Here is a 14,229-nt window from a genome sequence, read left to right as displayed (position 1 = left end):
AATATATTGATATGATTGTTTTTTTTTGCGAATTCATGCAACAAAAAAAATATATTCTTAATTTATCTTGATGTTAATTTTTTTTAATAGTTTATGATGCCGTGAATATTGTAAGTTTACTAATAATTTACATAAACAGTCTTGTATGGTATGATTCTAAAAAATAGTTATTTTTTTTATATTTAAGATAATAATCTGACCTTACAATAAATAATTAAACTATATACTACAATATTTTAATTAAGACGGTAAGATGTTTTTTTATTTATTTATTTATTTTGTATGCAAGTTTTTTATTTTATTATTATTTTTTTTGTGTAAAAACGTAGAGGTGATAAACCTTAGATTTATTGTTTAATAAAATAATGAAATTACATTTTTACTAATTATTAGTTTATATATAAAGATATTTATCTTATTTCAGTAACTGAGTATATTGTTTTTTTAATTTTTTAATTATGAATCAATTTCCATATTAATAATTTATATTTTTATATTATCTAAGGTATTAACATTATTATTAATTAACATGAAATTAAAATATAGATATTAAGCACAAGAAAATTAAAGACATTCTTTATATTTTTTTTTAAAATGTCTATAAAAATCAATATAATTCTAGAAAATTTATTAATTAAAATAATGATGTTTTTGTTGTAATAACTAAAAATACTAAAATTTTTATAAAAATTATATGGAAGTATATAATCTTGTCTTGATGCAGTGTCAAAAAAATCTGCTATTAATAATATTAATTAGCATTTTGTAAAAAAATCAGTTTATTTAATAAAATTAAATATTTTGTATCGAATCATATAAAAGTAAGTCAACCTGTATTTTGTTACCTTATTTCATAAAAATAGATCATTAAAAAATGAAAGAAACTTTAAACAATTGGCAACCAAGCGCAACTGTTTTTAATTTATTAAAACGTGCTGAAATTCTTAAAAAAATTCGACAGTTTTTTAATACAAGAGGATTTTTGGAAGTAGAGACTCCATCTTTAAGCCAAAAAACAGTGACTGATATTCATCTTGTACCCTTTAAGACTGCTTTTACATATCCTGGTATGCTCAAGGATAACAGTATAGCTCTTTATTTAACACCCAGTCCTGAATATCATATGAAGCGCTTATTAGCTGCTGGAAGCGGGCCTATTTTCCAGCTGTCTCGTAGTTTTCGAAATGAAGAAGCAGGTCGTTATCATAATCCCGAATTTACCATGCTAGAGTGGTATCGCCCTAATTATGATATGTACCAGATGATGAGCGAAGTAGATGAAATGTTACAAAACATTTGTGATTGTGATTCTGCTGAAATGTTTTCTTACCAAGAAGTGTTTATTCATCATGTGGGAATTAATCCTTTATCGGTTAAAAAAAAAGTGTTATACAAAGTAGCACTTGAATTAGGTCTTTCTTTATGTGTTTCCTCGGAAGACGAATGTTCTACTCTCGTAGAGTTACTATTTTCGATAGGAGTAGCTCCAAATCTTGGGAAAGACAAGCCAGCATTCATTTATCATTTCCCGGCAGATCAAGCTTCATTAGCTAAAATTAATTCTCGAGATCATCGTGTTGCAGAGCGTTTTGAGGTGTATTTTAAAGGTATTGAGCTTGCAAACGGTTTTCGTGAATTAACCAATGCACAAGAGCAGCGTAAACGTTTTGAACAAGATAACCTCAATCGTTTAAAAATGAATCTTGTAGAACAGCCTATTGATGAACTGTTTCTAACAGCGTTAGATAGAGGAATTCCAGAATGTTCCGGAGTTTCATTGGGAGTTGATCGTCTAGTTATGTTACTGTTAAAAGCCGAATCTTTAAGTAATGTTATTGCCTTTTCTATAGATCGTGCTTAAGGAGATCTTGTTCTTAATAAATATCTCTGACTTGATGAAAATATTTAATTTCGGATATTTTTTTGTTATACAACATGATATTTACTTTAAAATATTAAAAATAAGTTTTATTCACACATGAAAATTAAAATAATAAATAAATTGTAACTATAATAAGGTGCTATAGGAAAATAAAACTTACTTAGAGATGGTCTTATTGATTTTTTTAAATTTATGAAATTACATTTATGTAAACGCATTTAAAAAAAAGATTTAATATAGAGAAAATCGATTGTCTGTATTTTCGTGGTTCTCTAATAATCAGTCTATTAAAACATTTGCTAAATGTTTTTTATAAAAGGAAGTCATTATGGTTTTTTCTGATAGATCTCAATTATTTTCTCCTCAAATAGGTAATTAGAAATGTTGCCGCTCATAATCAAATATGGTGATATATTAAAAAAACAAGAATCTCTTGAATTAAGTTTAATATAAACTTGAATCCTTGATTTAGAATTAACAATGCTATAGATTGTATATAAAATGTTTTGATCTTTAATCAACTAAATAAAAAACATTATATCAATTATATAGTATATTTAATATTGTTAAATTAATGGTATTTTTTTAATTTAGTATAAATTCTGTAAGTTGATTTTTTTTATTTCAAAAAATTTAAATATATTTTTTTTAAAAAAAATATATTTCATAACTTATTTAAAGAATTTATAATAACTAATATGTTTAGGTTAATTATGTGAGAATTTTAATGGTGAGTTGTTTGATTGTTTAGCATTACTAAAAAGGTAGAATTTTAGTTTCAAATCCATTTGAAAAAAAATTCAAAATGGTATAAAAAATGTTTATCAAACAGTAACAGTCAGAAAATAATAGATGCAATAAAATAAAGTCTTTTTTTTTGTATTCTAGACACAAAAACGCACAATATTGATCAATTAAATTTTAAGATAAAAATATACTTAAAATACTTGAATTGATTACGAAATGTAATATTATTAAAATAATAAGAATTAATTTTTCATATTTTAAGAGACTAACTAAAGGATCCAAGTATTTTAAAAAAAAATAAAAATTACTTTAATAATCTTAAGTTTTATTTTTTTTTGATACTAAAAATCCCTAGATTATAAGTTGTTTTTAGCAATAATACAACTATATGTAAATAAGATAGTTGTTGGGTGATTTTTAATGAATACTTTTGAAGTAGTCATGAAAGCATTGTTTTATGATTTTGGAAAAATATGATGCTTAATTACTTTAAGTATAAAAACTAAAATAACTTTGAAAAAAAATAATGAAAAATAAATAAAAAGATTTGACTTTATAAAAAAAAGTACTAATATTTACCCTATTAGATCGAATAAAAATTAAATATGTATAAAAAATTTTAAAGTTTTCAATAAAAAAATAAAATTTAGTTATTATATAACGAAGTTTATTTAATAAACTAAGCTCTTTAACAATTCGGAACAAGCTGCATAACAACAATTTTGTTTAAAACAAGTACAGATTGAATTATAATATTCATAATCTTTATGTATATGTTTTAATGAAAACAGCTTAGGGTTGTAAGGTTAAGTGATTAAGCGTACACGGTGAATGCCTAGGCAGTCAGAGGCGAAGAAGGACGTGCTAATCTGCGAAAAGCGTCGGTAAGCTGATACGAAGCATTACTAGCCGGCGATTTCCGAATGGGGAAACCCGATGCATATTTGCATCATTACTAAGTGAATTAATAGTTTAGTAAAGCAAACCAAGGGAACTGAAACATCTTATTACCTTGAGGAAAAGAAATCAACCGAGATTCCCCCAGTAGTGGCGAGCGAAGAGGGAGTAGCCCAGAGCCTTAATCAGTTTTCTCATTAGGAGAACGGTCTGGAAAGTCCGGCAATAAAGGGTGATAGCCCCGTATCTAAAAATGGTTTTTCTGTGAGCTCAATGAGTAAAACGGGACACGTGGTATCCTGTTTGAATATGGGGGGACCATCCTCCAAGGCTAAATACTCCTGACTGACCGATAGTGAACTAGTACCGTAAGGGAAAGGCGAAAAGAACCCCGGTGAGGGGAGTGAAATAGATCCTGAAACCGTGTACGTACAAGCAGTGGAAGCACAATTAATGTGTGACTGCGTACCTTTTGTATAATGGGTCAGCGACTTATATTCCGTAGCAAGGTTAACTGTATAGGGGAGCCGAAGGGAAACCGAGTCTTAACTGGGCGTTAAGTTGCGGGATATAGACCCGAAACCCGGTGATCTAACTATGAGCAGGTTGAAGGTTAGATAACACTAACTGGAGGACCGAACCGACTAATGTTGAAAAATTAGCGGATGACTTGTGGTTAGGGGTGAAAGGCCAATCAAACCGGGAGATAGCTGGTTCTCCCCGAAAGCTATTTAGGTAGCGCCTCGTAAATTCATCTATGGGGGTAGAGCTCTGTTTCGGCTAGGGATCCATCCCGGATTACCAATCCGATGCAAACTGCAAATACCATAGAATGTTATTACGGGAGACACACGGCGGGTGCTAACGTTCGTCGTGAAGAGGGAAACAACCCAGACCGCCAGCTAAGGTCCCAAAATCATGGTTCAGTGGGAAACGATGTGGGAAGGCTAAAACAGCCAGGATGTTGGCTTAGAAGCAGCCATCATTTAAAGAAAGCGTAATAGCTCACTGGTCGAGTCAGCCTGCGCGGAAAATGTAACGGGGCTAAATCATGTACCGAAGCTGCGGCAGCGGACGCATCACTTAAAAAGTGCTCATTTTATATAACTTATAAATGCATCAAGTGTTTTTAAGTGATGCGTCCGCTGGGTAGGGGAGCGTTCTGTAAGCCTGAAAAGGTGGTTTGTGAAGACCACTGGAGGTATCAGAAGTGCGAATGCTGACATAAGTAACGATAAAGCAGGTGAAAAACCTGCTCGCCAGAAGACTAAGGGTTCCTGTTCAACGTTAATCGAAGCAGGGTAAGTCGACCCCTAAGGTGAGGCCGAAAGGCGTAGTCGATGGGAAACAGGTTAATATTCCTGTACTGGGTGTAGCTGCGAAGGGGGGACGAAGAAAGCTAGGTTCGCCAGGCGACGGTCGTCCTGGTTTAAACGTGAAAGTGAAAAAGTAGGTAAATCCGCTTTTTATAACACTGAGGCGCTATGACGAATCACAGTAGTGATGAAGGAATTAATGCTAGGCTTCCAAGAAAAGCCTCTAAGCTCCAGGTTACACTAAATCGTACCTCAAACCGACACAGGTAGTCAGGTAGAGAATACCTAGGCGCTTGAGAGAACTCGGGTGAAGGAACTAGGCAAAATAGTGCCGTAACTTCGGGAGAAGGCACGCTGGCGTGTAAGTAAAAGGTTTTACACCTCAAGCTGAAGCCAGTCGCAGATACCAGCTGGCTGCAACTGTTTATTAAAAACACAGCACTGTGCAAACACGAAAGTGGACGTATACGGTGTGACGCCTGCCCGGTGCCGGAAGGTTAATTGATGGAGTTAACCGTGAGGAGAAGCTCTTGATCGAAGCCCCGGTAAACGGCGGCCGTAACTATAACGGTCCTAAGGTAGCGAAATTCCTTGTCGGGTAAGTTCCGACCTGCACGAATGGCGTAATGATGGCCAGGCTGTCTCCACCCGAGACTCAGTGAAATTGAACTCGCCGTGAAGATGCGGCGTACCCGCGGTAAGACGGAAAGACCCCGTGAACCTTTACTATAGCTTGACACTGAACATTGAGTTTTAATGTGTAGGATAGGTGGGAGGCTGTGAAGTGTAGGTGCTAGCTTGCATGGAGCCTACCTTGAAATACCACCCTTTAATGCTTATTGTTCTAACTCAGACTCGTTATCCGGGTCGAAGACAGTGTCTGGTGGGTAGTTTGACTGGGGCGGTCTCCTCCTAAAGAGTAACGGAGGAGCACAAAGGTTAGCTAATCACGGTCGGACATCGTGAGGTTAGTGTAAAGGCATAAGCTAGCTTAACTGCGAGAGTGACAGCTCGAGCAGATGCGAAAGCAGGTCTTAGTGATCCGGTGGTTCTGTATGGAAAGGCCATCGCTCAACGAATAAAAGGTACTCCGGGGATAACAGGCTGATTCCGCCCAAGAGTTCATATCGACGGCGGTGTTTGGCACCTCGATGTCGGCTCATCACATCCTGGGGCTGAAGTAGGTCCCAAGGGTATGGCTGTTCGCCATTTAAAGTGGTACGCGAGCTGGGTTTAGAACGTCGTGAGACAGTTCGGTCCCTATCTGCCGTGGGCGTTGGAAGATTGAGAGGAGCTGCTCCTAGTACGAGAGGACCGGAGTGGACGCACCTCTGGTGTTCGGGTTGTCATGCCAATGGCATTGCCCGGTAGCTATGTGCGGAAAAGATAACCGCTGAAAGCATCTAAGCAGGAAACTTGCCTCAAGATAAGTCTTCCCTGAGGCTATTAAGCTTCCTGAAGGGACGTTAAAGACTATGACGTTGATAGGTCGGGTGTGTAAGCGTTGTAAGGCGTTGAGCTAACCGATACTAATGACCCGTGAGACTTAACCTTACAACACCTAAGTTGTTTAAAATAAAGTTAATAGTAAAATTGTATAAGCAACGTTCCGGATAAAAAAATTTTAATAATAGGATCAAATATCCAATTTTCTTTAATTTATAATAAATGTTATAATATTTTATAATATTGTTAGTAAAACTAATCAAAAAACTAGATTTTTTATTACTTTAAATTTTAAAAAACCATACAATAAGTTCATAAACATTTCTATAAAGTACATAGAATATTTTAATAAAATTTATTTTTTTAATGGATGGATTATAAATTTCTCAGTCATTTTTTATTATAAAGATTTTATCATAGTTAACAAATTTGTATGAAAAAAAACAGTGTATCAAAATACGATGATTTTGGTAACCTAGTTTCATCAAAATATAGTGCATCAATACAAGGGCGATTTAGTGTTGCTCCTATGCTAAATTGGACTGATCGTCATTGTCGCTTTTTTTTACGATTATTTAGCCGTCAAGCCTTGTTGTATACAGAAATGTTAAGTGCGAATACTTTGTTATTAAGTAAAAATGATCATTTAGTTTATAATAATGAAGAACATCCAATTTCTTTGCAGGTTGGTAGTAGAGAGCCAAAAATATTAGCCCGTTGTGCTAAATTAGCAGAAGAAAGAGGTTATGATGAAATTAATCTTAACGTTGGCTGTCCATCAAATCGAATGAAAAAAGGTTTTTTCGGCGCCTATTTAATGAACGAAAAGGAGCAGGTTGCCAATTGTGTTTCCGCTATGCGTGAAGCAGTGAATTTGCCGATTACAGTAAAAACTCGTATTGGTATTGATGAGAACGATAGTTATTCTTTTTTATCTGAATTTGTTGATACGGTTTCAACGAAAGGTGGTTGTAAAACCTTTGTAATTCATGCTAGAAAAGCATATCTTAATGGTTTTAGTCCCAAAAAAAATAGAGAGATTCCACCATTAAATTACGAGCGGGTTTATAAATTAAAACAAGATTTCCCGTCAATTAGGTTTGTGCTAAATGGTGGAATTGTCAACTTATACGATGCATTACAACACTTAAGAAAATGTGATGGTGTTATGATAGGTCGCGAAGTTTATAGAAATCCTTCTATATTAATGAAGGTTGATAGTATTTTTTTTGGAAAACTTGATCCTGTAACAAATAGAAAAGAAATTTTTGAAAAAATCTTGCCTTATATTGATAACGAACTATCTCAAGGAACATCATTAAATCATATAACTCGTCATATGTTGGGATTATTTCAGGGATTACCTGGGGCTGGACATTGGCGTCGGTATTTGAGTGAGCATGCTCATCGTCCTGGTGCGGGAATTAATATTTTAGTTCAGGCATTATCAGAGCAGTTATTAATCTAATAATAGTTTTATTATAAATATAAAGAAATAAACAAAGTGCAATTTAAAATCTAAATAAAAAGGTATTATATGAATTTAATTTGATCAATTATTATATATTAAATATTTGTTTTATTATTTAATATATACTTGTATTTTAGATAGAATAATTTAATAAAAAATAACTTTTTTAAAGTTAATATTAAAATAAAGTACATTTTTTAATTTCACGAAACTTGCAGATGTAGATATAAATTATAATGTGGTATTTTTTTATTTTTTAAGTCAGTACTAACTGAAGCACTTTCTTCATTAAAATCAAAATAATGTCTTAAATACTAAAAAAATAAGATATCATTTAAGTAAATGATATAAATTTATAAAAATGTCACCTATTAATTTAAATAAAGTATTTTTTTAAATTACGATATTCGATAAATATTTTATATATTTAAGGAAAATCAGTAAAAGAATTATTATTCAGAATAACCTAAAATATGAAAAAAACATATTTTGTTTGTCATTTAATAATAATTTAGTTTCCGATTTGGTTATATTTTTAACGGATATTTATTCTTATAAAAGAGCTAGATCGATTTTTTTAAAGTATCACAAAAGATTTTCATGATCCTTTTTTTACTTGAAAATAAAGATTTATTATGAAATATGTTTATTTTTTTTCAGTAAAAAATATTTTGCAGGAATTTTCTATAATTTTTATATAGATATATAATATTATATATGAAATAAGTTTTAAAAAAATGTACTATATTATATAGATACTATAATTTTGATTTATTTATTAATCGATATCATCGCACATATCTATATATATATTGTTTTTAACAATATTTTAATAAAAATAAATAGCAAATTATATTCATTAGAACTTTAATATAAAAAATATGTTCTATAAATTTTATTATTAAAATAATGTTTTAACAAAAAGTTTTTATAAATAATTTTTCTCAAGACATGTTTTAATAATACATATCTAAATATGTATTGAAATGTTTTTTTAATTTTTTCGATAATGTTACTTTATTAAAAGTATTATTGCTTTATTGAAAAATTGTATTATAGGAACTTGCTTATAAAAAGTAAAAGCAGTTTCAATAAAATTGAAAATTAAAATCTATTTAATTTGACTATCTTTAAAAAAAAAGAAAAACCTTTATTTATCTAAAATTTACTGATTTTCGTTTTAACTTCAATTTTTTTATTTTACCTTATCATAAACATTTAAATTTTACTTTCATTTTTATAATAATAAAAATTATTTCATTAATTTAAAAATTATATATTATATATAATAGTATATAATTTTATTATTTATGTGATATGAAGCATTAAGAGTACACTATTTAATATATTTTTATAGTTATAAAACAAATGGTTTATAAAACATGCCATTTAAAAATAACCATCTAATTTATATTATATAATATGTGGATATTATGAGAGAATGTCTGTTATTTAAAATAATATATATTTAAAATATTAAGTAATAGTTATTTTTTATATAATAAATTCACTTGTATACTTAGAATTTCTAGTTTCTAAATTTTAATTTTTATGCTTGAAATTCATTAACTATTTTTTCTTATAAATAAGAATTTGTGATTTATGTTTGAAATTACTTTAATTAAAAATCGTCTTCAAGATTTATTGCACAAAACAAGTTTTTTGAGGGGGTACTTTTGACTATAATCTTAAAAAAGAAGATTTAGAAGAAACACGTATTGAGTTAAAACAACCTAACATTTGGAATATACCAGAACGTGCGAAAAAAATAAGAAAAAAACTTTCGTCGTTAGAGGAGATTATTAATACTATTGATCAGTTAACTCAGGGTTTAGATGATCTTAATATTTTGTTAAAAATAGTAACTCATGAAGATGATAAAGAGAGTTTACTGTTTATTAACACTGAATTAGATGAGTTAGAAGCGATATTAAATAAGCTAGAATATCGGCGTATGTTTTCTGGTAAATATGATGGTGCCGATTGTTATGTTGATATTCAGGCTGGGTCGGGGGGGAAAGACGCACAAGATTGGGCAAATATGTTGCTTAGAATGTATTTACGATGGGCAGTATCTCATAAATTTAAAGTTCATATTATCGAAGAATCTGAGGGGGAAAGTGTAGGCCTTAAATCTGCAACGATCAAGATTACCGGAAATTATGCTTATGGTTGGTTACGGACTGAAACTGGCGTTCATCGCCTGGTAAGAAAGAGTCCTTTTGATTCTACTAGACGACGTCATACTTCATTTAGTTCTACGTTTGTTTATCCGGTTGTAGAAGATGATATTGACATCGATATTTCTTTAGGAGATCTCCGTATTGATGTTTATCGAGCTTCTGGTGCAGGAGGGCAACACATTAATCGAACTGAATCCGCAGTACGTATTACTCATTTACCTACTAATATTGTAACGCAATGTCAAAATGATCGTTCGCAGCATAAAAACAAAGATCAGGCAATGAAACAATTAAAAGCTAAGTTATATGAATTCGAATTGAAGAAAAAAAATTTAGAAAAAAAAGTTTTAGAAGATACTAAATCTGATATTAGCTGGGGAAGGCATATTCGATCATACATATTAGATGATTCGCGAATTAAAGATCTGCGAACTGGTATCGAAACGCTTAAAACACAATCTGTTCTTGACGGAGATTTAGATCAATTTCTTGAAGCGAGTCTTAAGTTAGGGTTATAACAATATTTATAACGTTATAGCAAATTTACTATAAATTATAATTATAACAATTAGCAAAGTTATTATTAAATAATGTTTATTATTAGTTTTTTTAAATAAATAAAGATAATATTTGGTTTTTACATATGTTTATATTATATGTAATAATAATTATAATGTATATTATACATAAAAATTTTAAATATTTTTTCTAAAATCACCGATATAATAAAATGTTTCAAAAAAAAATAATATAATTTTTATATTTGTTTTATTTAAAATAAGTAAAAAATAGAATTATTCTAATTTAGAAATACTAAAAACTGAAGGTATTGCTATCTTTGGATAATATAGTTTTATTTTCGCTTCATATTAAAGATAAAATAGATCTTTTCCTAGTTAAAGTGAAATTAATATAAATAAAAATATTAATAATTAGGATCTTATCTATAGTTAATGTTATTAGAAATCACTTATTTTTAGAATGTGATTGATAAAAGACCTACATTTACAAATTTAAAAAAAATAAATATGATTAGAATACTTATTAGTATTTAACTAAAATACTAGTAATAAAGTTATTAAAAAAAACAAATTGCATCTGAATATTATAAGTTTTTTAAAAGTATTCTATTATTAATATAATTGCATTCATATAACAAAACAATTATAAGTTTTTATTCGTAATAAATGGTATTCAATTTTTTAGAGTGCATTAGCTAAGATACAAAAATCCTTTATGCTGACGTTCTCTGCTCGTATTGTTGGATCAATACCTAAATGTATCAATTCTCGTGAATTAAAAAATTCATTTAAACTATTTCGCAATGTTTTACGGCGTTTATTGAAGGCTGCTTTAGTTAAAATAGCAAGTTTTTCTACATTATGCACATGAAATGGTGGTTTGGTGTGAGGTGTTAATCGTATTAACGCGGAATCTACTTTTGGTTTTGGATAAAATGAATGAGGAGAAACTTCTATTAATTGAATTATATGAGCGTGATACTGTGCCATGATGCTTAATCGTCCATATGACTTGCTATTTGGATGAGCTAATAATCGTTTAACTACTTCTTTTTGTAGCATGAAATGCATATCCTGAACAATATGAATATAGTTAAAAAGATAAAAAATAAGTGTTGTAGAAATATTATAAGGTAGATTACCAAAGATCCGTAACGATTTTTTTTCTTCGGAAGCTAGAGTAGAAAAACAAACTTTCATTACATCTTTTTGAATAATTCTTAATTTAGAAGACAAACAAGGATTATGAATAAGGCGGTTACATAAATCACGGTCGATTTCAATAACAGTCATTTTGTTTACATACTTTATGATTTTTTCTGTCATGGAACCAAGACCGGGTCCAATCTCTACTATTGCGTGATTAATTTGTGGATTTATAGCGGAAATAATGTTGTTAATAACAAAAAAATCATGTAAAAAATGCTGACCAAAACGTTTTCTTGCGATATGTCTTTTTTGACATACAGAAAGATTATTTATAGTCATGATGTATCATCTCTATAGCATATGTAAGTGCTTTTTTAATACTATTAGCCTTTGCTTGACCGGAACCGGCAAGCTCTATTGCTGTGCCATGATCGACAGAAGTACGAATAAATGGGAGTCCTAAAGTGATATTTGCGGCACGCCCAAATCCATGGTACTTTAATACAGGTAATCCTTGATCATGATACATGGCCAATATAACATCTGATTTTCGTAAATATTTTTTTTGAAATAACGTGTCTGCAGGAAGTGGACCTACTAAATTATAACCACTTTTACGTAGAGCATCTAAAGTTGGAATTATCACATCTATTTCTTCTTTTCCAAGATAGCCCCCTTCACCGGCATGGGGATTAAGACCACAGACGTAGATACATGGTACAGTTATACCGAATTTTTTTTTCATACCCTGTGCTAAAATTGTTATAGTATCTTTTAGTGAATTTCTGGTAATGGCTGAAGATACTTTTAATAAGGGTAAATGGGTAGTAGCCAATGCAACGCGTAGTAGTTTAGTAGCTAGCAGCATCACGACCTTATTACATCCACTACGTTGAGAAAAATATTCTGTATGACCACTAAATGCTAATCCACTTGTATTAATAATACCTTTATTTACTGGTCCTGTAACTAAAGCGGAGAATTCACCATTTAAACATCCATCATGTGCACGTTCTAAAGTTTTTATAACGTAATCACTGTTTAATGCGTTTAATGTTCCACTGACAACTGGTTTTTCTGTTAAAACTGGAAGTATTGAAAGTTCTCCTGATGGTCTTAAAGTAGGCGCTTGTGTTGAGCAATAAGGTCGAAGCCGAAGCGGTAAATAGAGTTGTCTCGCTCGCGCTTCAAGCATAAAAGGATCAGCGCAGATAACTAGCTCTACGGGCCATGTTTCTTGTGCGAGCACAGATACAATATCAGGACCTATTCCGGCTGGTTCACCTGGAGTAATAACAATTCGATGATAATTAATCATAGGTATTAAATATTTTCACGTAAGTAGAAGTAAGTTTTTCTTGTATCCATTTTTTTTCTTCTTGATTAAACTTTTGATTAAAAAGTATATGATAAGCGTCTTCTTTTAAGATAGTGTTAGTATAGTCTGTTTTTTTGCTTTTCGTAAACTGAATCAAATGCCATCCAGAAGGGGAGTGTATTGGTGTACTAATCTCCCCTTCTTTTAAGGATGTTAATGTATCTCGAAAAATTGGTCCTAAGGAATCTATAGGAATCCAACCGAGGTCTCCTCCTTTATATGCTGTTCCTAGATCTTCAGATGTTTTCTTTGCAGCAGTGGAAAAACTAAGAGTTCCATTATTTATTTGTTCTCTAATATTAAGAAGAATCATCTGAGCTTCTTCATTAGTTCTCAAAACTGAATTACGCAACAAAATATGCCGTAAGTGGTTTTCTTTGGTTACTAGTTTTTGGTTATTATTGTAGATATCATTTATTTTAAGTAAATGATATCCAATAATAGAACGAATCGGACCTATAATCTTTCCTTTTGGATATCTTTCCACTTCTAACTTAAATAATAATGGGATTTCTTCTATTTTTTTCCAACCTGCTTGATTACCTTGAATTAATTTAAATTTTTTAATGTCACTGTTTGAAACATTAAATAAATTCTCGTTTTTTTGACTATTTTTAATAATGAAAGCAGCTATTTCTTTTGCTTTTTCTAGTTGCTCTTGTGTTGGTTTTTTTTCTAAAGGGATAATGATATGACTAAGATTAAATATTTTTCTGTTGTTGCTGTGAGAAATAGTTTGTTGGACTACTGTATCTACTTCTTCTGGAACTATCTTAATGCGATGTTTGACAGAAGCTTTGCGAATAACATCAATTAGGATCTCTTTGCGAATTATTGCGCGATATGCATCTTTATCTATACTATGATAATAGGAGAATTGATCGTATAGTTGAGAAACTGAAATATGGTGTTGAGAAGCAATATTTTCTATAACCTGATCTACATCTTCGTCACTGATAGTTATATGCTCACGTTTAGCAAGTTGCAAGAAAATTTTTTCTAAAATTAACTTATTAAGAATTTTGTGGTATAAATCTGAGGTTTCTTTTAAGTATTGATTTGTTTTTTTGTCAACTTTTTCCATTTGGAATAGTATCTTGTTTATTTCACTTACGAGGATAACGTCTGTCTCTACTACAGCAGCGATTCTATCGATAAGCTGAGGTGCTGCAATTAGATCGTTTGTAAAAAAAATCAAGCTAAAGATAAACGTTTTCCATTTTTTCATAAATTTTTTAT

The 14,229-nt window shown here is 30.6% G+C and carries 6 protein-coding genes and 1 rRNA gene; 4 read left to right on the top strand and 3 right to left on the bottom strand.

The annotated features are described in order from the left end of the window. Positions 1-874 precede the first annotated feature (874 nt). The 4 genes from epmA (at position 875) to prfB (ending at position 10,460) form a co-directional block, all read left to right on the top strand. A complete protein-coding gene (gene epmA / locus A35E_RS00665) occupies positions 875-1,861 on the top strand; it encodes an elongation factor P--(R)-beta-lysine ligase (RefSeq protein ID WP_014888750.1) in 987 nt (328 codons plus the stop codon). Between the two features lie 1,572 nt (positions 1,862-3,433). Next, positions 3,434-6,396: ribosomal RNA gene (locus tag A35E_RS00660) — 23S ribosomal RNA — on the top strand. 325 nt (positions 6,397-6,721) lie between these two features. Next, on the top strand, positions 6,722-7,756 hold the full coding sequence (gene dusA / locus A35E_RS00655; protein ID WP_014888749.1) for a tRNA dihydrouridine(20/20a) synthase DusA: 1,035 nt from the start codon (positions 6,722-6,724) through the stop codon (positions 7,754-7,756). Between the two features lie 1,605 nt (positions 7,757-9,361). After that, positions 9,362-10,460 (top strand): peptide chain release factor 2 gene (prfB, locus tag A35E_RS00650; protein ID WP_160142531.1). Its coding sequence is split into 2 segments (ribosomal slippage): positions 9,362-9,433 and positions 9,435-10,460, totalling 1,098 coding nucleotides; the frame shifts between segments, so codons are not numbered across the junction. Between the two features lie 684 nt (positions 10,461-11,144). Here prfB and rsmA read toward each other — a convergent pair. The 3 genes from rsmA to surA are packed head-to-tail and all read right to left on the bottom strand — an operon-like array spanning position 11,145 to position 14,218. Beyond that, on the bottom strand, positions 11,145-11,951 hold the full coding sequence (gene rsmA / locus A35E_RS00645; RefSeq protein ID WP_014888747.1) for a 16S rRNA (adenine(1518)-N(6)/adenine(1519)-N(6))-dimethyltransferase RsmA: 807 nt from the start codon (positions 11,949-11,951) through the stop codon (positions 11,145-11,147). Continuing rightward, a complete protein-coding gene (gene pdxA, locus A35E_RS00640; RefSeq protein WP_014888746.1) occupies positions 11,938-12,930 on the bottom strand; it encodes a 4-hydroxythreonine-4-phosphate dehydrogenase PdxA in 993 nt (330 codons plus the stop codon). Before pdxA ends, rsmA begins: the two co-directional genes overlap by 14 nt. Continuing rightward, positions 12,923-14,218, bottom strand: a complete 1,296-nt coding sequence (gene surA / locus A35E_RS00635; protein WP_014888745.1) for a peptidylprolyl isomerase SurA — start codon at positions 14,216-14,218, stop codon at positions 12,923-12,925. The genes pdxA and surA overlap by 8 nt, the downstream gene beginning before the upstream one ends. Between the last annotated feature and the right edge of the window lie 11 nt (positions 14,219-14,229).

It is taken from the genome of secondary endosymbiont of Heteropsylla cubana (assembly GCF_000287355.1).
GTDB lineage: Bacteria > Pseudomonadota > Gammaproteobacteria > Enterobacterales > Enterobacteriaceae.
This window is presented reverse-complemented; position numbering and strand designations above follow the sequence as displayed.